The organism is Stenotrophomonas sp. C-A, from assembly GCF_054030835.1.
Genome location: NZ_CM132916.1, coordinates 1,086,130 through 1,107,317 on the forward strand (window position 1 = coordinate 1,086,130; position 21,188 = coordinate 1,107,317).

Here is a 21,188-nt window from a genome sequence, read left to right on the forward strand (position 1 = left end):
TCAGCTGTCCTCGTCGAAGCGGCGTTCGAACAGGCCGACCACCGCTTCCATCGCGGCGGCTTCGTCCTCGCCGTTGATGCGCACCGTGACCGGGGTGCCCTGGCCGGCGGCCAGCAGCATCACGCCCATGATGCTCTTGGCGTTGATCTCACGGCCCTTGGCGGCCATGGTTACGTTGCAGCGGAACGGCGCCAGGGTCTGCACCAGCTTGGCGGTGGCCCGGGCATGCAGGCCCAGGCGGTTGCTCACGGTGAGTTCTCGTTCAAGCATCGTCGACTATCGCTCCATTACGGGTACCCGCCGCGGCTGTGGCGGGCAGTTGATCCAGTCCCTGTTCCGGATAATTCATCACCCGCAGCAACATCGGCAGGCTCAGCGCCGACACCCGGCGAACCGGGGTCCCCAGCCGGGCCAGCTGCCCGGCAAGGTTGGCGGGGCTGGCGCCGTACAGGTCGGTCAGGATCAGCACACCTTCACCGCCATCGACCCGCCGCAGAGCGGCCGAGGCAAGCGGGAGAAGAGCGTCCAGGTCTGCGTCGAACGGTACTTCGAAAGCTTCGGTTTTCAGCGGCAACTGCCGCAGGAGCCGGGTCGCCACGTCAAGCAGGGCGGTCCCGACCCCGGGATGTGTTACGAGGAGAATGCCACAGGTCATTACTGCACGTTAACAGGTCAAGGTGAATTGGCGATAGCAGCAGATGAGGGGCACTGTGTCCCGTATTCAGCGTTGCTGGGGTCAGAGCCCTTTTCCCCTGGAAAAGGGATCCGACCCCATGCGTTTTTCGATGCCTGACCGGGACTCATCCACGCATGGCGTGGATCTACCGTGTCGACCAAGGTCGACACCCACCAACAGCAGCACACAATGCCGTCCCGACAGATCGCAGGAATCTGTCGAAGGCGGGGTGGGTCAGCAAGCGGGGGCGTGAGCCGCATGGGCCCGAGGCATGCCTTGGGGCGGGTTGGGCAGGACGCCCAACCCCGGTCTTGCCGTGTGCGCAGGATTGCGCACACGAGCAAGCGGCGACCGAGCTTACAGGGACGTACTTGCAGCGTCCCCCGCTTGTTGGCCCACCCCGTCTACCCGCAGGAAACCCGCTTTTGCTTCGGACGTTGCCGTTGATTCGGCATCGGCGGGTGCCGGGCGCAGCCCGGCCGCCCCCCTCAATCCTGTTCGCGGTGGTACGTGGCCACGTCTTCCCAGCCCATCTCGCGGGCATGACGGGCCAGGCGCTCGGCCAGGAACACCGAGCGGTGCTTGCCGCCGGTGCAGCCGAACGCCACGGTCACGTAGCTGCGGGTGCCATCACCCAGCTTCGGCAGCCAGGTATCGAGGAAATCCATCAGCTGGGCCAGGTAGCGCTGCACGTCCGGCTGCGCTTCCAGGTAGTCGCGCACGCCAGGCTCACGGCCGCTGAGCGCGCGCAGGTCCGGGTCCCAGTGGGGATTGGGCAGCACCCGCGCGTCGAACACGAAGTCCGCCTCGGCCGGCACGCCGCGCTTGTAGGCGAACGATTCGAACAGCAGCGACAGGCTGGTGGCATGGTCCATCGTGAACTCGGTGATGATCCGCCGCCGCAGCTGATGCACGTTGAGGTTGCTGGTATCGATCACCGCATCGGCCTCGCGGCGCAACGGTGCGGTCAACTCGCGTTCGCGGGCGATGGCTTCGGGCAGGGACAGACCCAGCTGGCTCAGCGGATGGCGACGGCGGGTGTCGGCATAGCGCTTGAGCACCGTTTCATCGCTGGCCTCGAAGAACAGCACCTTCACTTCCACGCCGGCGTCGGTGGCCAGCTGCCGCCAGTCACCCAGCTGGCTCAGGTCGGCCTGGCCGCGCACGTCGATGCCGACCGCCAGCCGGCGTGGTGCGCTGCCGTCGTGGTTGGCCAGCAGGCTGCGCACGAAGTCGGGCAGCAGGTGGATCGGCAGGTTGTCCGAGCAGTAGTAGTCCTGGTCCTCGAAGGTCTTCAGGGCGACGGATTTACCCGAGCCGGACAGGCCACTGACGATGATCAGGGTCGGGGCGGAGGGGGTTGCGGTGCTCATGGACAGGCTCTTCGAAGGGCAGGGAAGTCAGGGCGTTCGCCGTTCCAGCAGGTTGCTGTGGCGGGCGATGAACATCGCCGCCGGGTCGATGCCCTTTGTACGCAGGATATGCAGGCGGGTGGCGGCTTCGGTCAGCACGGCCAGGTTACGGCCAGGCATCACCGGCAGGGTGATCAGCGGAACATCCAGGTCCAGCACATGGCGGGTGCCCGAGTCGCCGGTCAGGCGCTCGTAGCCATGCGGGGTGGGTTCGGTCATCGGCTTGGTCAGGTGGACGATCAGCCGAAGGTACTTGTTCTTCTTTACAGCTGTGTCGCCAAACATCTCGCGCACGTTCAGCACGCCCAGGCCGCGCACTTCCAGCAGGTCCTGCAGCAGTTCGGGACAGGTGCCATCGAGCACGTCGGGCGCGATCTGGGTGAATTCGGGGGCATCATCGGCCACCAGGCGATGGCCACGGCTGAGCAGTTCCAGCGCCAGCTCGCTCTTGCCCGATCCGGCCTCGCCGGTGATCAGCACGCCGATCGAGTAGATCTCCATGAATACGCCATGCAGGATCACCCGCGGCGCCAGCGTACGCGCCAGGTGGTAGGACAGGTGGTTGAGCAGTTCGTGGCCGCGCTTGGGCGACAGCCACAGCGGCGTGCCGGATTCATCCGCGGCGGCACGCAGGTCTTCCGGGCAGGCCTGGTTGCGGGTCAGCACCAGCGCCAGCGGGTGCGACTGCATGATCTTTTCGATGGTCTCCCAACGCTGGCGCGGTTCCAGCGCATCCAGCCAGGACAGTTCCTCGGTGCCCAGGATCTGCACCTTGTTGGGATAGATCGCATTGAGGTAGCCGGCCAGCGAGGGGCGCCGCGAGACCGTGTTGCCGGCCTCCAGCTCGCGCTTCTCGCCGGACTTGCCGGCAGCCCAGCGCAGCCCCAGCCGCTCGCGCTGCTGTTCGAACAGTTCACGGGCGGTGATGCTGGTATTCATGCGGCACTCGCAGGTGGGGTCATGTCCAGCGCCTCGCGCAGGGCCCGGGCATCGCCCGCTTCGCGCAGGGCCTGGCGGATGTCCGGCGCCGAGAACAGCTCGGCCAGCTCGGACAGCAACATCAGGTGCTGGTGGGTGTAGTGGGCGGGGACGGCCATGGCGAACACCAGGTCCACCGGCTCTTCGCCGCCGAAGTCGACCGGGGTGGCCAACCGCAGCAGGGCGCCGCGGGGGCGGTCCAGGGTTGGCGCGCGGCCGTGGGGAATGGCGATGCCGTGACCGATCACGGTGCTGCCCAGCGCTTCGCGCTGGCACAGGTTCAGATAGATCTGTTCGGCGTTGGCCTGGCGGCAGGCCAGCAACCCGGCGGCGGCCTGCAGGACGCTGTCGCGGTCGGTGGCCGTGCAGAGCTGGGTCTGCACGGCCGCCAGGAGGTCAGTCAAGGGCATGTCTGCGGGGAACGGTGGCGATCAGCCACCATTGTCGCCCACCGGCAGCGGCGCGTGCTGCTGTTTTTTCTCCTTGTGCTTGATCACCAGACGGTCAAGCTTGTCCGCAAGCAGGTCGATCGCGGCATACATGGTCTGGGCATTGGCCTCGGCGTGCAGGGTCTGGCCGGGAATGTTGAGGCTGGCGTCGACGTGGTGTTCGGTCTTCTGCAGCTTGAGGGTCACCCGCGCTTCGCAGTGCTGGTCGAAGTGTTTGCCGATCCGGGCCAGCTTCTCCTCTACATAGGACTGCAGGGCCGGGGTGACTTCGACATCTTTGCCAAACGTTTCGATGCGCATCGGGTTTCTCCTGTGTTCGGATGTGCCAATGAACCTCTCCGCCGGGCGCGGCGGCGCGTCAAGCGATTCTGACCCTTTCGTGCGAGGCGGAAATGTTCATGGCTTCACGATACTTCGCCACGGTGCGCCGCGCTACTGGAATTCCCGACGATTTGAGCAGGTCAGCCAGCTTGGCGTCAGAAAGCGGCTTGCGCGGGTTCTCGTCGTCGATCAGGCGCCGGATCATCGCCTGGATGGCCGTGCTGGACGCCTCGCCGCCGCCCTCGGTATCAATACCGGAGGCGAAGAAGGCGCGCAGCGGCAGGGTGCCGCGCGGGGTACGCACGTGCTTGCGGGCGATCGCACGCGACACCGTGGATTCGTGCAGGCCGAGCTCGGCGGCGATCTCGCGCAGGGTCAGTGGACGCAGCGCCTGCTCACCGAACTCAAGGAAGCCGGCCTGCTGCAGGATCAGGCTGCGCACGACGCGCAGCAGGGTTTCGCCACGCTGCTGCAGCCCTTTCAGCAGCCAGCGCGCTTCCTGCAGCTGGGCACGCAGGTAGCCGGCATCGGCGTCGCCACAGCGTCGGATCAGCTGTTCGTAGCCGCGGTGGATCACCACCTTCGGTCCGGCATGCGCGGCCAGCGCCGCGCGCCACACGCCGTTCTGCCGCCACACCACCACGTCCGGCACCACATAGGTGTCCTGCGACAGCGGTGCGATCTGCGTGCCCGGGCGCGGGTCCAGCGAGCGCAGCAGCGCCACGGCAGTCTCGACCTCGTCCAGCGGCTGCTTCAACTCATGGGCAAGCCCGGCGACGCCGCTGCGTGGCAACCGTTCCAAGGGTCCTGCGGCAATCTGTCGCGCCAGGATCAGGCCGGGCGTGTCGCCGGCCAGCACATCCAGCTGCAGCAGCAGGCATTCGCCCAGCGTGCGTGCAGCCACACCCACCGGATCGAAGCGCTGGATGCGATGCAGCACGGCGAGGATCTCGTCCTCGTCGGCGTGGATCGCCGGCAACAGGGTTTCCGCGATGGTGGCCAGCGGCTCGCGCAGGTACCCGTCGTCGTCCAACGCATCGATCAGTGCGGCACCGATGCTGCGATCACGCAAGGACAGATGCGACAGATGCAGCTGCCACAGCAGATGGTCGGCCAATGTTTCGGTTTCGGCTACGCGCTCGGCAGCGCTGCCGTTGTCGTCGTCATCGTCGAAGGTGCCGCCGCTGCCGGCCGCGCTCCAGTCCAGTTCGGCCGGTGCCCAGTCGTCACCGGCATCGGTGCGTTCTGCGGGGGCGTCACTGTCGTTGCCATCGCCGGCTTCGTTGGCGGTACTGCTGCTGTCACTGCTGTCGGCCCAGTCCAGCAGTGGATTGCTTTCCACCGCCTGCGCGATTTCCAGCTCCAGCTCGGTGGTGGACATCTGCAGCAGCTTGATCGCCTGCTGCAACTGGGGCGTGAGCACCAGTTGCTGTCCCAACGATGTCTGCAGCCGAGTCTTCATGCCTGTGCCGAAAGGAAGGAAAGGGACCCGGCGACTGCACTCACAGCTTGAAGGAATCCCCGAGGTAGACGCGACGTACATCGGCGTTGTCCAGGATCGCTTCCGGCGAACCCTGGGCCAGCACGCTGCCCTCGGCGAGGATATACGCGCGGTCGCAGATACCCAAGGTCTCGCGCACGTTGTGGTCGGTGATCAGCACGCCGATGCCACGCTGCTTGAGATGGGTGACGATGCGCTGGATCTCACCGACCGAAATCGGGTCGACACCGGCGAACGGTTCGTCGAGCAGGATCAGGCGCGGCTGCGCGGCCAGGGCACGGGCGATCTCGCAGCGGCGACGTTCGCCACCGGACAGGCTGGCGCCGAGCTGGTCGGCGACGTGGCCCAGCTGCAGTTCGTCGAGCAGGCTGTTCAATTCGCGCTCGCGGCCCTTCGAATCAAGGTCCTCGCGCAGTTCCAGCACCAGGCGGATGTTGTCGGCCACGGTCAGCTTGCGGAACACCGACGGTTCCTGCGGCAGGTAGCCCACGCCCTGCTTGGCGCGGGTGTACATCGGGTCGCCGGTGATGTCCTTGCCATCAAGCACGATGCTGCCGGCATCGGCAGCCACCAGGCCGACGATCATGTAGAAGCAGGTGGTCTTGCCCGCGCCGTTGGGGCCGAGCAGGCCGACAACTTCACCGGCGTCGAGGGTCAGCCCGAAGTCCTTGACGACTTCGCGTTGCTTGTACTTCTTGCGCAGGCCCTTGGCGACGAGCATTACTTCTTGCTCCCGGCCGGCTGTGCCGGCGTGGTGGCCCTGGGCTGTGCCGCCGGCGCGGCCGGGGTCTTGCTCTTCGGCGGGATGACGGTGCGCACGCGGCTGCCGTCGCCACCGGAGTTCATTTCGCCGGTACGGGTGTTGTAGACCATGCGCTGGCCGGCGTTGGTGCCGCGCGCGCTGGTGACCTTGTAGTTGCCGGTCAGGGTGATTATCTCGGTCTTGATGTCGTAGTCGATGCGGTCGGCCAGCGCATCCATCCAGGTGCCGTCATCAAGCTGCTGCTTCATCTTGGCCTGCTTGCCGGTGAACACCACACGCACCGCTTCTCCGTCCTTGAGGTAGATCTCGGCCTCGGAGGAGCGCAGGTCCAGCGTACCCTGGGTGATGATCACGCCCTGCGACAGCACGGTCTTGCCGTCGCCGGTGAGCATGCCCGACTGGGCGCCGGAATCGATGTGCATGTCTTCGTTGCGGTCGGTGGACTTGGCGAAGGCGGCGCTGGGGACAAGAAGACCAAGCGCGAGTACAGCGGCAAAGGGAATCTTCATCGGGGTCCGTTCTACCGGTGGGGGCCTCCCGGCTGGACCGGGGGCGGGCGGGTGGAGCTGCCGGCCTTGCGCCTGTCCGGAGACGTCGCAGGCTGGCGGCGGAATCAGCGCTTGGGCGTGTAGCGGCCCTTGGACTGGCTGAGGAAATGATACGTGTTGTTCTTCGAATCCACTTCGAAGCCCACACCGGACTGTTCCATGCCCGGGCGGGTCATGGTCACCAGGGCGTCGGTACGGGCGCGGTTTTCCTTCGGGAACACGTCCAGATGGTCGGTGCGGAAGGTGGTCGGCACCGTGCCCGGGCCGGCCGGGCTGTCGCCAGCGACATTGCCGCGCAGCTTCATCTCGTCGCCCTTGGCACTGAGCCAGCCGGTCTCGGCACGCAGGGTCCAGTGCTTGCCATCCTTGTCCGGCATCTCGAACAGCGGCGTGGCGATGTTGATGGTCTGGTCACCGCGCTGGCGCTCCAGCAGCGGCGCACGCAGCGTGGTCGATTCCTTGCCCTGCTCATCCAGGGCGACGATCTGGAAGTCGTGCAGGACGTAGTCCACGCCGACTTCCTGGCCACCCTTGGCTGGCCCCTTGTCGCGGTTGCGCAGCGCCGCCCAGCTGCTCAGCAGGGCGGCCAGCAGCAGGCCGATGCCGAGCACGGTGCGCCAGTTGAGGGTAGGCAGGTTCATGCGCCGAACCTCGCCAGCACGGCGTCCACATGCCCCTGCGCGGCCAGCAGGATGTCGCACAGCTCACGTGCGGCGCCCAGTCCGCCTTCGGCGCGCGTCTGCCAATGCACGCGCTCGGCGATCCACGGATGGGCGTTGGCCGGGGCCACCGCCAGGCCGACCGCACCCAGTGGCGCCAGGTCGGGCAGGTCATCGCCCATGAACGCCACCTGTTCCAGGCCGATGCCGTGCTGCGCGCACAGCGCCTGCACGCTGGCCAGCTTGTCGCCCACGGCGATCTGGGTATCGATGCCGAGGTCGGCGCCGCGCTTGAGCGCGGACTGGCTGTTGCGCGCGGTGATCAGCACCGGATGGATGCCGTGCTGCTGCAGCAGTTTCAGGCCCAGACCGTCCTGCACGAAGTACGCCTTGCTCTCGTTGCCGTCCTTGTCGTAGTACAGCCGACCGTCGGTGAGGGTGCCGTCCACGTCGAAGCAGGCCAGGCGGATACGGGCCGCGGCGGCATGCAGATGGGCGGGTAAGGCGGGCAGGGGGGACCAGGGCATCAGGGCGGCAGGCTCGTTGGGGGCAGGTGCGGCGTTACAGACTGAATGGGGTCTACGGACTGTCGGTTAAACCACCCGGGCCCGCAACAGGTCATGAATGTTCAGGGCGCCGACCGCGCGGCCCTGGCCATCGACCACGATCAGGCCGGTGATCTTGTGGGTTTCCATCAGCCGGGCCGCCTCGACCGCGAGCTGGTCAGCACCGATGGTGCGCGGGTTGCGGGTCATCACATCGGCGATCTTCGCGGTGCGCACGTCCAGCGCGCTGTCCAGCGCACGGCGCAGGTCACCGTCGGTGAACAGGCCGATCAGCACGCCGTCGGCATCGACCACGGCGGTCATGCCCAGCCGTTTGCGGCTCATTTCCATCAGCGCTTCGCTGAGGCTGGCGTCGGCGCCCACGCTGGGCAGGTCCTCGCCGGTGTGCATCACGTCGGTGATGTGCAGCAACAGGCGGCGGCCGAGGCTGCCGGCCGGGTGCGAGCGGGCGAAGTCATCGGCGGTGAAGCCGCGCGCGTCGAGCAGGGCCACGGCCAGCGCATCGCCCATCGCCAGCGAGGCGGTGGTGCTGGAGGTCGGTGCCAGCGCCAGCGGGCAGGCCTCGGCCGGCACGCTCACGTCCAGATGGATGTCGGCGGCGGTGGCGAGGCTGGACTGCGGGCGGCCGGTCATGGAAATCAGCACGTTGCCCTGGCGCTTGAGCACCGGCAGCAGCATCAGCACCTCGTCGGACTCGCCCGAATAGGACAGGGCCAGTACCACGTCGTCCTCGGTGATCATGCCCAGGTCGCCGTGGCCGGCTTCGCCCGGGTGCACGTAGAACGCCGGCGTACCCGTAGAGGCCAGGGTGGCGGCGATCTTGCGGGCGATATGCCCGGACTTGCCCATGCCGGTGGCGACCACCCGCCCGCGGCTGGCCAGGATCGCCTGGCAGGCCTGCTGGAAGGCCTCGCCAAGGCGGTCGGCCACGGCATCCAGCGCCTGCCGCTCGATCTCGAAGACGCGGCGGCCGCTGGCGACCAGGCCGGCAGGGTCGACGGAACGGGGGGGCAACAGGGATTCGGCCATGCGGACGCCACGCAGCGGAAGTAGAATGGAGGCACATTTTATTAGGAAAGCCCGTTGGACGCCGACACCATCCGCAATCTGATCGAAACCGGCCTGCCCGGCGCCCGCGCCGACGTGCAGGGCGACGATGGCGTGCATTTCGAAGCGACCGTGGTCTGCGAGGCCTTCGCCGGCAAGATGCCGCTGGCCCGCCACCGCATGGTGTATGCCACGCTGGGCGACCTGATGGGCGGCGCGATCCACGCGCTGGCGCTGAAAACCGTGACCCCGGCCGAAGCCGGCTGAACCGCAGAAGATCCCGAATACATGGCCAAGATCGTTGTGACCGGCGGCGCTGCGCTGCACGGTGAAGTGAGCATCTCCGGCGCCAAGAACGCCGTCCTCCCCATTCTCTGCGCGACCCTGCTGGCCGATGCGCCAGTGGAGATCACCAACGTGCCGCACCTGCACGACGTGGTCACCACGGTGAAGCTGCTGGGTGAACTGGGCGCCAAGGTCACCATCGACCAGGGCACGCTGTCGCGCGGCAGCGCGATCGTGGTCGACCCGCGTCCGGTGAACCAGCACGTGGCACCGTATGAGCTGGTCAAGACCATGCGCGCCTCGATCCTGGTGCTGGGCCCGCTGCTGGCCCGCTTCGGCGCAGCCGAAGTGTCGCTGCCGGGCGGTTGCGCGATCGGCTCGCGTCCGGTCGACCAGCACATCAAGGGCCTGCAGGCGCTGGGCGCCGAGATCGTGGTCGAGAACGGCTTCATCAAGGCCACCGCCAAGCGCCTGAAGGGTGGGCACTTCACCTTCGACATGGTCAGCGTCACCGGCACCGAGAACGTGCTGATGGGCGCGGTGCTGGCTGAAGGCACCACCATCCTCGACAACTGTGCGATGGAACCGGAAGTGACCGATCTGGCGCACTGCCTGATCGCGCTGGGCGCGAAGATCGAAGGCCTGGGCACCGCCCGCCTGGTGATCGAAGGCGTCGAGCGCCTGTCCGGTGGCCGCCATGAAGTGCTGCCCGACCGCATCGAGACCGGCACCTTCCTGGTCGCCGCAGCGATGACCGGTGGCAAGGTCACCGTCAACCGTGCGCGCCCGAACACCATGGACGCGGTGCTGTCCAAGCTGGTCGAGGCCGGTGCGAAGATCGAGACCACCGACGACACCATCACCCTGGACATGCAGGGCAAGCGGCCGAAGGCGGTCAACCTGACCACCGCGCCATACCCGGCATTCCCGACCGACATGCAGGCGCAGTTCATGGCGCTCAACTGCGTGGCCGATGGCGTGGGCGTGATCAACGAAACGATCTTCGAGAACCGTTTCATGCACGTCAACGAACTGCTGCGCCTGGGTGCGGACATCCAGGTCGAAGGCCACACCGCCATCGTGCGTGGCAGCGAGCACCTGAGCGGTGCACCGGTGATGGCGACCGACCTGCGTGCGTCGGCGTCGCTGATCCTGGCCGGCCTGATGGCCAGCGGCGACACCACCATCGACCGCATCTACCACCTTGATCGTGGCTACGAGAACATCGAAGAGAAGCTGTCTTCGCTCGGCGCCACCATCCGGCGCGTGCCATGATCCTGCGCGGCAAGTTCAGCCCGCGTCGCAAGGCGCTGCTGGCCCTGGTGCTGATCGTGCTGGCGTGGCTGGGCTATGCCTGGTACGCCAACATCGCCATCACCCGGGGCATCGAGCAGAAGGATATGGACTGGAATGGCGATGGCACGGTCACGCGTGATGAAATCATCGAGTCGTTCTATGCGGTCGCAGTGAACGACAGCCAGGACGGCAACCGTCATTGCCGCACCTTCGTCTGGCGCAGCACCGGTGAGCAGATCCGCGTGGACTGCCGCACCGAGTTCAAGGCGGCCGAAGAGAAACCGGCCGAAGCGAAGAAATAAGAGAACGCCCGCGAAAGCGGGCGTTTCTTTTTGGGATACATCCATCCACGCCATGCGTGGATGACGTGGATCTCCGGTCAGTTCATCGCCTTGATGGTCAGGTCCAGCGCATCGCGGCCGCTCTCACGCTGCAGCATGCGCGCCGGCACCGGAAACTCCGGCACGATCCAGGCGATCAGCTCCTTGTTGCCGTCGGCGCGCGAGACCTTGGTGGCCTCGTAGCTCTTGCCGCCCACGGTGATCGATTCCTTGCCGATCACGCGGTACGTCATGTTCTTGATGCGGCCTTCGTCGACCATGCGATAGGTCAGCGGCTTGCCGGCGGCCAGGTCACGGGCGATCGCCAGGTTGATCAGCAGCGCGTCCATGTCGCCCGCCTTCAGCGCGATGGGGCCCGCACGGTCCGGCTTGATGTCGCCGGTCCAGGTGGCCTGGTTGCTGGTCCAGTTGTAGTTGGCCTGCACGTTGCGCTTCTTCACCAGCAGTGCCGAACGGTCCTGGCTGCTGAGTGGGCGCAGCTGGCCACGCACTTCCTCGAACACCGTGCTCTGGCTCAGGTCGGCCAGCTGGTTCTTCACCTGCAGGCTGTAGCGCCACTTGTTGCTGCCTTCGCTGGCCAGGGTCATGGTGCCGTTGGCCTGCATGCCCATGTAGCTGGCCAGGTAATCCGCCTTGAACGGTTCCAGGGCCATGGCCGGCAGGCTGGCCACGGTCAGGGCAGCGGCTGCGATCCAGGTGAGGTGGCGGGTCAGGGTGTTCATGCTCAGACTCCTTGGTATTCGATCAGGCGCAGATCGACGCGATCTTCGCCGTCTTCGCGTTGCAGGATGCGCACCGGGGTGGGGACACCGTTGGCGATCCAGAGAATGGTTTCGTTTCTGCCGCCGTTGGTCCGGTAGACCCGCAGCGCGTTGTAGGACAGGTCGCCGACCTCGACGTTCTCGGTCTGCGGCGCGGCCTGGTAGTCGTGTTCGCGGACCTTGCCCATGTCCACGTAGCGGTAATGCATGGCGGCGCCCGGGCGGGCATCGCGCATGATCGCCAGATTGATCAGCAGCGCGCTCTGGTCACCCGCCTGCAGCGGGATCGGCTGCGCGCGTTCCTTCTTGACGTCACCGGTCCATTGCGCGGTGCCGGCCTGCCAGTTGTAGGTACCGACCGCCTTCTTGCCCAGGAACAGGCCCTTGCGCACCGTGCTCTGGCTGAGCGGCGCATACACGCCGCCGCGCTCCTCGAACACCGTGCTCTGCTCGATGTTCAGGCCCAGCACGCTGGCAAAGCCGCGGCGGCCGACCACCTGCATGTCCACCCGCCACTGGCTGCCGCCGGTGTGGGTGACCTGCATGCTGGCATCGCCCGCTTCCTTGCCCTTGTAGAAGGCCTGGTAGGTGGCGCTGAAGGGCTGCAGCGGCGGTGGCTCCCAGGCCAGTGCCGGTGGCATCGGTACGGCCGGCGCCTCGGCAGGCGGTTGCGCTGCGGGCACCGGTGCCGGCGGGGTGGCGGGCGCCGGTGCCTGTCCCCAGCCCACGCCGGGGAACACGGCAAGCGACAGCAGCAATGAGGTGGACAGCAGGGTCGTGGTCTTCATGGAGGACAGGGACCGCAGGAGGGGGCAGGATGCCAGCCCCGCAGTCAGCGGGGCGTGTGCAAGGGCGTTACCGGTTCAGGTTCCCGGCGGAATCTAGGGCCAACGGGCTAAACAGGGGGTGACCGTCCAGTTGCGGCTGGCCCTCCCGTTCAGCCAGGCGGCCAGCGCACAACAGCTGCAGGGTGGCGATCAGCAGCGGATGCTCCACCGCCAGCACGCGCTCGGCCAGGCTGTGCGCGTCGTCGCCCGGCAGCACGGGAACCCGCACCTGCGCCAGTACGGCTCCGGCATCCAGCTCGGGCACCACCAGGTGCACGCTGGCACCGTGTTCGGCATTACCGGCCTGCAGCGCCCGCGCGTGGGTGTCCAGGCCCTTGTGCAGCGGCAGCAGCGACGGATGGATGTTGACCAGCCGGCCATTGAAGCGCTGCACGAAGGCCGCGCCGAGGATGCGCATGTAGCCTGCACAGACGATCCAGTCCGGCTGTACTGCGGCAAGCGCATCGCCCAGTGCCTGCTCGTAGGCGGCGCGGTCGCTGAAGGACTTCGGCGTGTGTGCCCAGCGCAGGTTCGGTGCGACGCGCTGCAGGGCCTCTGCAGCAGGGCGGTCGGAGAACACGCCGACCACCTCGGCCGGCAGGCGGCCGCTGCCGATCGCGTCGAGGATGGCCTGCAGGTTGCTGCCGCGGCCCGAGGCGAGCACGGCGATGCGGGTTGGGGCGGTCATTGCAGGGAACTCCGGCGGATCAGTGGCCACGTCAGCAGGCTGCCGACGGTCGCCATCAGCATGTCGGCATGCGCATCCCACATGTCACCCTGCTGGCCGTTGTAGGCCTCGGCGGCATCCGGCGACAGCGCCAGCGCGATGGCCCACTCGAACCATTCGTAGACCAGGCTGGCACACATCACCGTCATCACCGCCAGGGTGAAGGCCTGGCCCAGGCGCAGCGCGGGCCACGCATGGCGCGCCAGCTGCAGCAGCGCGGGAGTGAAGCAGACGCCGAACAGGAAGTGGATGAGGCGGTCGAAGTGATTGCGCTGCCAGCCGAAGGCCGCATTCGGCGACCAGCCGGTCAGCGCCTGCGCCCAGGCGTCGTAGGGCACGTTGGAATACAGCCAGCGCGCCGCCACGCAGTGCAGCGCGATGAAGCCACAGATGGCGATGAAGGCGCCGTTGCCCAGCCAGCCGCCGCGACGGTCGACCCACAGCAGCGCGGCCAGCCCGATCACGGTCAGGGTGCTGTGCAGGGCCTGTTCGGTAGGCCACAGCGGGTGAACCCAGCTGATTGCGAACACCGCCAGTACGGTGGCAAAGGCCAGCTTCTTGGGGCCCGAGAAGCGGTGGGTGGTGGGCGAAGTGGACGTCGGGAGGGCAGGCGCGGACATGGGAAATCGATCAGGACAGGACGGGGCGTCTGCCGGCAGGTTCAGACACTGAGGCGGTCGCCGCGGTCGAACAGCGCGGCCATTTCAGGCTTGGACAGGAACACCCAGGCATAGGCGGCCAAGGCCATGCCCAGCGGGCCGGCCAGTACGCCCAGCCAGGCTGCGCGCTGGCACCAGGCCAGCCCGGTGCGATGTGACAGCTGGCGCGCGGTGTGCAGCTGCACGAACCCCAGCACGGCGGCCAGCCCGGCGATCGACGCATAGACCGTGGTCAGCATCCAGGCATCGTCCAGCCCGCGTGACTGGGCCACCCAGCCGCTGAGGCCGAGGAACGCCACTGTGGCGACCCAATGGAAGCCGGCCAACGCGTAGAACAGCACTTTCAGCGTCTGCAGATGGCTGGTCAGCTGCAGCTGCGCCAGGGTCTGATGTGGCAGCGGCGGCGGATTGCCGGAGGCAGTCATGCGGTCGTGGCGGGAAGGTCGAAGGCAGCCTTGACCTGCGGGCGCAGCAGGGTGATCAGGCTGAACACCCCCAGTGCGGTGCCGATCGGCGTGAACAGGCAGGCCAGGCCGGCCACGATCAGGCACAGCAGGTAGCGGCGGCGACGGGTCAGGCAGCGGCCGGCGTAGGCCACGAACGCACCCAGGGTCACGCCACCGAACACGATGACGCAGCCGACGATGGTGAACATCCAGCCGAACAGGCGCTCCTCGGCCGGCGATGACGGCTGGCCGCCGGAATTCATCGGCAGGTTGCCGGTGAGCGCGGTGATGCCCAGCACGATGTGGATGATGAAGATCAGCGAGAACAGCGCGATCAGGGCGCCGACCACGTAGTGCGCGATGGCCAGCATGCGCAGGTGATCGGCATCCTGCGCGCTGAACACCGGTACCGTCGCCAGCGGCGGCGGCACGGGGGCGGGCGACAAGGGGGGCGTTGCGTCCATGCGGGCTCCTGGGTTGCCGGGATCAGCCGATGTGGACGCGCTCGGCGCCTTCGGCGGTGACCACCTGGCCGATGGTCCAGTGCTCCAGGCCCTGCGCCTTGACCGCGTCGGACACTGCAGCCACCTGGTCCGGCGCCACGATCAGCACGAAGCCGATGCCGCAGTTGAAGGTGCGCCACATTTCACTGTCGGCCACCGCGCCTTCCTTCTGCAGCCACTGGAACACCGGCGGCAGGGTCCACGACGAGGCCTGGATGTCCAGGCCCAGGCCTTCGGGCACCACACGGATGATGTTTTCGGTCAGGCCGCCACCGGTGATGTGGGCCATGCCGTGGATGGCCTCGCCGTGCGACTTCAGCAGCGACAGGATCGGCTTGACGTACAGGCGGGTCGGCGCCATCAGCGCATCGACCAGCTTCACGCCGCCTTCCAGCTCCAGATCGGCCGGGCGACCGGCGCGGTCGTAGATGCGGCGCACCAGCGAGTAACCGTTGGAGTGCGGGCCGGACGAGGCGATGCCGATCAGCACGTCGCCGGCGGCCACGCTGGCGCCGTCCTTCAGCTCGCTCTTCTCGACCGCAGCGACCGTGAAGCCGGCCAGGTCGTACTCGCCCGGGGCATACATGTCGGGCATTTCAGCGGTTTCGCCGCCGATCAGCGCACAGCCGGCCTCGGTGCAGCCGTTGGCGATGCCGCCCACGACCGCCGCGGCGGTGTCGATGTCCAGCTTGCCGGTAGCGAAGTAGTCCAGGAAGAACAGCGGTTCGGCACCCTGCACCAGCACGTCGTTCACGCACATGGCGACCAGGTCGATGCCGATCGTATCGTGGCGGTTCAGCTGGTGGGCCAGCTTCAGCTTGGTGCCCACGCCGTCGGTACCGGACACCAGCACCGGCTCGCGGTACTTGTTGGACAGGTCGAACAGGGCGCCGAAGCCACCCAGGCCACCCATCACTTCCGGGCGGAAGCTGCGCTTGACCAGGGGCTTGATCCGCTCGACCAGCGCGTTGCCGGCGTCGATGTCGACACCCGCGTCACGGTAGGTGAGGGGGGAGGGGGCGGAAGACGGGGTGTTGGTCACGGGCGTCGGCGCTGGCAGGGGTTGAACGGGCGATTTTAACAGGCCGCATTGGCGCAAAGGCCGTATTCGGGCAACAATTCCCCCGGATACGTCGAGCCAATGGATGTCCTGATGCGCCGCAGCCTGATTCTGACCCTGCTCCTTGCGCTGAGCCTGCCGGTGGCCACGATGGCCCAGAGCGGCCTGCGCACCGAGGGTGATGTTGCAACCGCCACTGGCGCGTACGAGGCCGAAGTGCCCGTCAACAGCCAAGCCGAAGCCGACCGCAACGGCGCCCTGGCCCGCGCCTTGAGCGTTGTACTGGGCAAATTGTCCGGCGATCGCAGCGTGATGTCGCGTCCTGGCGTGGCGCAGGCGCTGCGCAATGCCAAGGATTACGTGGCCAGCTACGACTACAAGCAGGACCAGAGCGTGAGCGCCAGTGGCGCCCCCAGCTTCCGTACCCTGCTGGTGGCCCGCTTCCGCGAGGACGATGTCGATTCGCTGGTGTCGGCGCTGGGCCTGCCGCTGTGGCCGCAGCCGCGCCCGAAGCCGGTGCTGTGGCTGGCCGTCGACGACGGCAGTGGTCCGCGCCTGGTCAGCGTGCAGCAGGCCAACGCCGCCCGGCCGTTGCTGAACCGCGCCATCGAGCGCGGCTACAAGCTGGGCCTGCCCAGCGGTGGTGCCGCCGAACAGGCACTGGCCGGTGCCATCTGGCGCCAGGACAGCGCCGCCGTGGCCCGCGCCTCTTCGCGCTACTCGCCGCCGATGCAGCTGATCGGCAAGCTGTACCGCGCCAACGGTGGCTGGCAGGCGGACTGGGTGTTCGTCGACAACGGCCGTGAGCTGAACAAGTGGACCAGCAAGGACGCCAACGCCATGCGTGCGATGGCCGCCGGTGCCGATGGTGCCGCCGATGCGCTGGTCAAGCGCTATGCCAAGGCGGGCGCCGCCGTCGGCCAGGCCGGCAGCTACCGGGTGGTGGTCACCGGTATCAACAGTGCCGATGACTACCTGCGCCTGGCTGCCGGCCTGCGCGAGGTGCCGGTGGTGCGCAACGTCACCCCGCTGCACGCTTCGGCCGGCCAGCTGGAGCTGAGCCTGGAGATGACCACCGGCCTGGCCGGCTTCAACCGCATGCTGGGCGACAACGGCGTGCTGGTGCCGAGCGCACCGCTGCCGGCCCTGCCGACGCCGATCGATGACACCACCGGTACCCCGGTGGCCCCGCCGGTAAGCAACGAGTACCACCTGCGATGACTCTGACCCCGGAAGCGGAAATCGCGCAGTTCCTGCGCCGCCTGAAGTACATCCTGTTCGCCGGCCTGGTCGGCTGGGTGGTATGGCTGCTGGCGCCGATCCTGACCCCATTCGTGCTGGCGCTGGCGCTGGCCTGGCTGGGCGATCCGCTGGTGGACCGCATCGAGGCCACCGGCCGCTCGCGCATGACCGGCGTGGTGCTGGTGTTCGCCGCGATGGTGCTGGTGATCGTGGCGCTGCTGCTGGTGCTGGTGCCGATGATCGAGCGCCAGATCACCACCCTGATCGCGGTCGCGCCGCAGGCACAGGCGTGGTTGATGGAAAAGGGCATTCCCTGGTTCGAGCAGAAGACCGGCCTGGAAGTGATGCAGTGGATGGATCCGGACCGTCTGATTGAATGGGTGCGCAGCCACTGGCAGCAGGCCGGCGGCTTCGCCACCACGTTTATGGGCTACGTCTCGCGCTCGGGCTTCGCGATGGTGACCTGGGTGGTCAACATCCTGCTGCTGCCGATCCTGGCGTTCTACTTCCTGCGTGACTGGGACAAGCTGGTCGAGCGGGTGGCGTCGGTGATTCCGCGCAACCAGATCGGCACCATCAGCGCGCTGGCGCGTGAGTCCAACGAGGTGCTGGGCGCGTTCATCCGCGGCCAGTTCCTGGTGATGCTGGCGCTGGGCGTGATCTATGCCGGCGGCCTGTCGCTGGTCGGCCTCAAGCTGGGCCTGCTGATCGGCCTGATTGCCGGCCTGATCAGCTTCATCCCGTACCTGGGCGCGACCACCGGCATCCTGATGGCGATCGTGGCGGCGCTGGTGCAGGCGCAGGGCTTCGATCTGAAGCTGCTGATCCTGGTCGGCGTGGTGTTCACCGTCGGCCAGCTGCTGGAGAGCTACGTGCTGACCCCGCGCATCGTCGGCGACAAGATCGGCCTGCACCCGGTGGCGGTGATCTTCGCGGTGATGGCTGGTGGCCAGCTGTTCGGCTTCCTCGGCATGCTGCTGGCGCTGCCGGTGGCGGCGGTGACCAACGTGCTGCTGCGCTATGCGCACCAGCGTTATCGCCAGAGCGAGCTGTACGTGGGCGAGAAGCCTGCGATCGTGCTTGATGGCGTGGTCGATGCCCCCCATATCATCATTCCGAACGACAAGGGCCCCGACCTGAAGTGATGGGTGTGCCGCAACTGCCGCTGGCCCTGCATTACCCGCGGGACCAGCGCCTGGAGACCTTCATCGGCGCGCCGGATGGCGCGCTGGCGCAGCTGCGCGCGATCGCGGTGGGTGCCAGCCACGACTGGGTCTACCTGGAAGGTGCGGCGGGCACGGGCAAGACCCACCAGGCGCTGGCGATGTGTTCCAGCGCCGAGCAGGCCGGGCGCCTGCCGACCTACGTGCCGCTGGCCAGTGCGGCCGGCCGCGTGCGTGCGGCGCTGGATGGGCTGGAGGTGCGCGAGCTGGTGGCGCTGGACGGCCTGGATGAGATCGCGGGCAATCGCGAAGACGAGATCGCGCTGTTCGATTTCCACAACCGCGCGCGCGCTGCAGGCGTGACCGTGCTGTACACGGCGCAGAAGGCGCCGGGCGAGCTGGGCCTGGTGCTGCCGGACCTGCGTTCGCGGTTGGGCCAGTGCGTCCGCGTGCTGCTGCAGCCGCTGGATGAGGAAGGGCGTGCTGCGGTGCTGCGCGAGCGTGCGCTGCGCCGCGGCCTGGCCATCGACGAGGCGGCCATCGAGTGGCTGCTGTCGCACACCGGCCGTGAGCTGGGTGGGTTGATCACGCTGCTGGACTGGCTGGACCGCGAGTCGCTGGCGGCGAAGCGGCGGATCACCGTACCGTTCCTGCGCCAGGTGCTGGAAGAAGGCCGCCCTCGTTACTGAGGGTGGGGTTTGTTTGCAGGGCTGCGCCCTGCACCCGCCGAAGCCGAAGCCGAGGCAACGTCAACTTCAAAAGCTGGCTTCCTGAGGGGAGGCGGGGCGCTGTGGGCTTGCGGGGCCGCCGTAAACCCGTCCATGGGGGCTTGGTCGACGCATCCATGCGGCTCACACCCCGCAAGCCCACAGCGCCCCGCCTTCGACAAGTTCCCGCGGCTGTTGGTGGGTGTCGACCTTGATCGACACGGGTCTTGCTTGTGGTGGGTGTCGACCTTGGTCGACACCAGAGCAAGCGCAGCGAAGCGACCCGCTTTTGCTTTTCTTTTCTTTCTTCCGTGGCTGGACGCCCACGGAAACTGTCAGAGGCCGGGCGGGGTGGGCTGCGCAGGGGCGTGAGCCGCATGGATGCGGCGACCGAGCTTACATGGACGTACTTGCAGCGTCCCCTGCGCAGCTCACCCCGACCGGCCAAGCACGGCTTCTGCTTTCAATGAGTCCAGCCACGAGGGGCTCAGCCGTTCGCCGCCAACTCAACATCCAGCGCGCGCAGGCGATCCACGGTACCCACGTCGGTCCAACGCCCGCGATGGTGCTGCCCCGTCATCAACCCCTGCGCCATGAAATGCTTCTGCAGCGGCACCACCGAGAACTTCGGCGGAACACGCTCGCTACCCGGCGCATCGCCGATCACCGTGCGCCAGTCGGCCACGATCGAAGGGCGGTAGACACCGATGCCGGCATAGGTCAGGCACGGTCCTTCGCGGTCGTGATGCAGCAGCCCCTGCGCATCGAGGCGGTAATCACCTTCGGGGTGTTGCGCCGGGTTGTCGACCAGCACCAGGTGCGCCTGGCCCTGTGGTTCGCGCGGCAGCGTGGCGAAATCGAAATCAGTCCAGATGTCGCCGTTCACCACCAGGAACGGGGCGTCGCCCAGCACCGGCAACGCGTTGAGGATGCCGCCGCCGGTTTCCAGTGGGGTCTGCCCTTCGTACATGAAATGCAGGCGCAGGCCCCATTGGCTGCCATCGCCCAGCGTCGCCGGGAACTGTTCGGCCAGCCATGCGGTGTTGATCACCACCTCGCGCACGCCGAGCGCGGCGAGGCGTTCCAGGTGCCAGACGATCAGCGGTTTGCCAGCCACTTCCAGCAGCGGCTTGGGCGTGTGCAGGGTCAGCGGGCGCATGCGCTCGCCGAGGCCAGCGGCAAAGACCAGCGCCTTCATCGGGCCACGCGCAGCGGTGCGGCCAACTCGGCCAGTGCTGGCTTGATGCGGTCGTCCAGCAACTGCTGCAGCGGCGCCAGTTCGCGATAGCGCGGCAGCACTTCATCCAGATAGGTGATGAAGCGCGGCGCGTCGTCGAGGTAATGGCCCTTGTTGTCGCGGTAGCGCAGGCGGCAGAACAGGCCAAGGATCTTCACGTGGCGCTGGATGCCCATCCAGTCGGCATCGCGCAGGAAGGTGGCGCGGTCGGGCACCGGCAGGCCGGCGTCGCGGGCACGCTCGTGGTACTGCGCCAGCCACTCGTCCACACGCTCCAGCGGCCAGCTAAGGAACGCGTCCTTGAACAGGCTCATCGCATCGTAGGCGATCGGGCCGCGCACCAGGTCCTGGAAATCCAGCACTGCGGGACCATTTTCGACCGGCATCAGGTTGCGCGGCATGTAGTCGCGGTGGGTCATCAGCTGGGCCTGGCCCAGCGCGTTGTCCATCAAGCGGCGGTGTACCAGCTGCAGCCCCTCGATCTCGCCGCAGTCCAGCTCCAGGTTCAGGTGGCGCTGCAGGAACCATTCGTCGAACAGGCCGGCATCGCGCTGCAGCAGTGCTTCGCCGAACTGGCCGAAGTCGGCCGGCACCGGGATCGCCTGCAGACGCAGCAGCTGTTCGATCGAACGGCCGAACCAGTCGTCAGCGTTGCGCTCGTCGAGGATCTTCGCCAGGGTCGGGCCGCCGAGATCTTCCAGCAGCAGGAAACCGGCATCCAGATCCTGTGCCAGCAGTGCGGGCACACGCAGGCCGTGGTCGTGCAGCAGGCCGCGCATGCGCAGCCACGGCCGCGGATCTTCCAGTCCCGGCGGGGCATCCATCACGATGTGGCTGCCACCGATACTGGTGGTACGCCAGTAGCTGCGCATGCCGGCATCGACCGAGGCGCGTTCGACCACCGCGCTGGCATCATCGAGCTGGGTACGGGCCCACTGCAGGCGCTGCGCGCTGCGCTGGGGGTCGGAGGCGGGTTCGGTCATGCAGGCATATCCGGGCGCGCCGGGCGCGCCT

General features: G+C 67.5%; 27 protein-coding genes. 6 read left to right on the forward strand and 21 right to left on the reverse strand.

Annotated elements, in window-relative coordinates; all coding sequences use genetic code 11:
• From ACW5IY_RS05120 to ACW5IY_RS05175, 12 genes are all read right to left on the reverse strand, one after another.
• Complete coding sequence (locus tag ACW5IY_RS05120) at positions 1-270, reverse strand: HPr family phosphocarrier protein (protein WP_005408385.1); 270 nt, start codon at positions 268-270, stop codon at positions 1-3.
• The gene (locus ACW5IY_RS05125) at positions 263-655 is read right to left on the reverse strand and encodes a PTS sugar transporter subunit IIA (protein WP_010483657.1); all 393 of its coding nucleotides are present in this window, start codon (positions 653-655) and stop codon (positions 263-265) included. The genes ACW5IY_RS05120 and ACW5IY_RS05125 overlap by 8 nt, the downstream gene beginning before the upstream one ends.
• Before the next feature lie 509 nt (positions 656-1,164).
• A complete protein-coding gene (gene rapZ / locus ACW5IY_RS05130; RefSeq protein ID WP_043398355.1) occupies positions 1,165-2,049 on the reverse strand; it encodes an RNase adapter RapZ in 885 nt (294 codons plus the stop codon).
• A gap of 27 nt (positions 2,050-2,076) precedes the next feature.
• Positions 2,077-3,027, reverse strand: coding sequence for an HPr(Ser) kinase/phosphatase (gene hprK / locus ACW5IY_RS05135; RefSeq protein ID WP_005408388.1), 951 nt, complete (start codon positions 3,025-3,027; stop codon positions 2,077-2,079).
• A complete protein-coding gene (locus ACW5IY_RS05140) occupies positions 3,024-3,476 on the reverse strand; it encodes a PTS sugar transporter subunit IIA (RefSeq protein WP_043398359.1) in 453 nt (150 codons plus the stop codon). Before ACW5IY_RS05140 ends, hprK begins: the two co-directional genes overlap by 4 nt.
• A 21-nt stretch (positions 3,477-3,497) precedes the next feature.
• Positions 3,498-3,815 carry a ribosome hibernation-promoting factor, HPF/YfiA family gene (hpf, locus tag ACW5IY_RS05145; protein ID WP_004147311.1) on the reverse strand — a complete coding sequence of 106 codons (318 nt, stop codon included), beginning with the start codon at positions 3,813-3,815 and terminating at the stop codon, positions 3,498-3,500.
• A 58-nt stretch (positions 3,816-3,873) separates the two neighbouring features.
• Positions 3,874-5,298, reverse strand: a complete 1,425-nt coding sequence (locus tag ACW5IY_RS05150) for an RNA polymerase factor sigma-54 (RefSeq protein WP_049434443.1) — start codon at positions 5,296-5,298, stop codon at positions 3,874-3,876.
• 40 nt (positions 5,299-5,338) lie between these two features.
• On the reverse strand, positions 5,339-6,058 hold the full coding sequence (gene lptB / locus ACW5IY_RS05155) for an LPS export ABC transporter ATP-binding protein (RefSeq protein ID WP_010483646.1): 720 nt from the start codon (positions 6,056-6,058) through the stop codon (positions 5,339-5,341).
• The gene (gene lptA / locus ACW5IY_RS05160) at positions 6,058-6,609 is read right to left on the reverse strand and encodes a lipopolysaccharide transport periplasmic protein LptA (protein ID WP_043398368.1); all 552 of its coding nucleotides are present in this window, start codon (positions 6,607-6,609) and stop codon (positions 6,058-6,060) included. Before lptA ends, lptB begins: the two co-directional genes overlap by 1 nt.
• Before the next feature lie 104 nt (positions 6,610-6,713).
• Positions 6,714-7,289 carry an LPS export ABC transporter periplasmic protein LptC gene (gene lptC / locus ACW5IY_RS05165; RefSeq protein WP_043398371.1) on the reverse strand — a complete coding sequence of 192 codons (576 nt, stop codon included), beginning with the start codon at positions 7,287-7,289 and terminating at the stop codon, positions 6,714-6,716.
• Positions 7,286-7,834 (reverse strand): HAD hydrolase family protein, encoded by a 549-nt coding sequence (locus tag ACW5IY_RS05170; RefSeq protein ID WP_049434444.1) that lies wholly within the window; start codon positions 7,832-7,834, stop codon positions 7,286-7,288. Before ACW5IY_RS05170 ends, lptC begins: the two co-directional genes overlap by 4 nt.
• A 66-nt stretch (positions 7,835-7,900) precedes the next feature.
• Positions 7,901-8,902 carry a KpsF/GutQ family sugar-phosphate isomerase gene (locus ACW5IY_RS05175; RefSeq protein ID WP_049434447.1) on the reverse strand — a complete coding sequence of 334 codons (1,002 nt, stop codon included), beginning with the start codon at positions 8,900-8,902 and terminating at the stop codon, positions 7,901-7,903.
• Positions 8,903-8,956: 54 nt separating this feature from the next.
• Here ACW5IY_RS05175 and ACW5IY_RS05180 point away from each other — a divergent pair, with 54 nt between their 5' ends.
• The 3 genes from ACW5IY_RS05180 to ACW5IY_RS05190 are packed head-to-tail and all read left to right on the forward strand — an operon-like array spanning position 8,957 to position 10,803.
• On the forward strand, positions 8,957-9,187 hold the full coding sequence (locus ACW5IY_RS05180) for a BolA family protein (protein WP_005408396.1): 231 nt from the start codon (positions 8,957-8,959) through the stop codon (positions 9,185-9,187).
• A gap of 21 nt (positions 9,188-9,208) precedes the next feature.
• Positions 9,209-10,480 (forward strand): UDP-N-acetylglucosamine 1-carboxyvinyltransferase, encoded by a 1,272-nt coding sequence (murA, locus tag ACW5IY_RS05185; protein WP_049434450.1) that lies wholly within the window; start codon positions 9,209-9,211, stop codon positions 10,478-10,480.
• Positions 10,477-10,803 (forward strand): hypothetical protein, encoded by a 327-nt coding sequence (locus ACW5IY_RS05190; RefSeq protein WP_019336869.1) that lies wholly within the window; start codon positions 10,477-10,479, stop codon positions 10,801-10,803. The genes murA and ACW5IY_RS05190 overlap by 4 nt, the downstream gene beginning before the upstream one ends.
• A gap of 77 nt (positions 10,804-10,880) precedes the next feature.
• On the opposite strand, the gene ACW5IY_RS05195 is transcribed toward ACW5IY_RS05190, so the two are convergent.
• The 7 genes from ACW5IY_RS05195 to purM all read right to left on the reverse strand — a co-directional run bounded on the left by ACW5IY_RS05195 (position 10,881) and on the right by purM (position 15,807).
• Positions 10,881-11,564, reverse strand: coding sequence for a DUF3108 domain-containing protein (locus ACW5IY_RS05195; protein ID WP_049434451.1), 684 nt, complete (start codon positions 11,562-11,564; stop codon positions 10,881-10,883).
• A 2-nt stretch (positions 11,565-11,566) separates the two neighbouring features.
• A complete protein-coding gene (locus tag ACW5IY_RS05200) occupies positions 11,567-12,391 on the reverse strand; it encodes a DUF3108 domain-containing protein (RefSeq protein WP_049486823.1) in 825 nt (274 codons plus the stop codon).
• Between the two features lie 67 nt (positions 12,392-12,458).
• Positions 12,459-13,118 carry a phosphoribosylglycinamide formyltransferase gene (gene purN / locus ACW5IY_RS05205; protein ID WP_049434453.1) on the reverse strand — a complete coding sequence of 220 codons (660 nt, stop codon included), beginning with the start codon at positions 13,116-13,118 and terminating at the stop codon, positions 12,459-12,461.
• On the reverse strand, positions 13,115-13,777 hold the full coding sequence (locus ACW5IY_RS05210; protein WP_010483625.1) for a DUF2238 domain-containing protein: 663 nt from the start codon (positions 13,775-13,777) through the stop codon (positions 13,115-13,117). Before ACW5IY_RS05210 ends, purN begins: the two co-directional genes overlap by 4 nt.
• A gap of 41 nt (positions 13,778-13,818) precedes the next feature.
• Positions 13,819-14,241, reverse strand: a complete 423-nt coding sequence (locus ACW5IY_RS05215; RefSeq protein WP_049434455.1) for a hypothetical protein — start codon at positions 14,239-14,241, stop codon at positions 13,819-13,821.
• Positions 14,238-14,726: a hypothetical protein gene (locus ACW5IY_RS05220; protein ID WP_019336866.1), complete on the reverse strand. Its 489-nt coding sequence runs from the start codon at positions 14,724-14,726 to the stop codon at positions 14,238-14,240. Before ACW5IY_RS05220 ends, ACW5IY_RS05215 begins: the two co-directional genes overlap by 4 nt.
• A 22-nt stretch (positions 14,727-14,748) precedes the next feature.
• Complete coding sequence (gene purM / locus ACW5IY_RS05225) at positions 14,749-15,807, reverse strand: phosphoribosylformylglycinamidine cyclo-ligase (protein WP_049434457.1); 1,059 nt, start codon at positions 15,805-15,807, stop codon at positions 14,749-14,751.
• Between the two features lie 99 nt (positions 15,808-15,906).
• Between purM and ACW5IY_RS05230 the strand changes: the two genes are divergently transcribed.
• The 3 genes from ACW5IY_RS05230 to hda are packed head-to-tail and all read left to right on the forward strand — an operon-like array spanning position 15,907 to position 18,919.
• Positions 15,907-17,046, forward strand: coding sequence for a DUF2066 domain-containing protein (locus ACW5IY_RS05230; RefSeq protein WP_049434458.1), 1,140 nt, complete (start codon positions 15,907-15,909; stop codon positions 17,044-17,046).
• Entirely contained in the window at positions 17,043-18,212 is a 1,170-nt protein-coding gene (locus tag ACW5IY_RS05235) for an AI-2E family transporter (protein WP_049434460.1), read from the forward strand. Before ACW5IY_RS05230 ends, ACW5IY_RS05235 begins: the two co-directional genes overlap by 4 nt.
• The gene (gene hda, locus ACW5IY_RS05240; RefSeq protein WP_049434462.1) at positions 18,212-18,919 is read left to right on the forward strand and encodes a DnaA regulatory inactivator Hda; all 708 of its coding nucleotides are present in this window, start codon (positions 18,212-18,214) and stop codon (positions 18,917-18,919) included. Before ACW5IY_RS05235 ends, hda begins: the two co-directional genes overlap by 1 nt.
• Before the next feature lie 505 nt (positions 18,920-19,424).
• Here the strand turns inward: hda and murU are convergent.
• Complete coding sequence (gene murU, locus ACW5IY_RS05245; RefSeq protein WP_049434465.1) at positions 19,425-20,135, reverse strand: N-acetylmuramate alpha-1-phosphate uridylyltransferase MurU; 711 nt, start codon at positions 20,133-20,135, stop codon at positions 19,425-19,427.
• Entirely contained in the window at positions 20,132-21,157 is a 1,026-nt protein-coding gene (locus ACW5IY_RS05250; protein WP_049434467.1) for an aminoglycoside phosphotransferase family protein, read from the reverse strand. Before ACW5IY_RS05250 ends, murU begins: the two co-directional genes overlap by 4 nt.
• Between the last annotated feature and the right edge of the window lie 31 nt (positions 21,158-21,188).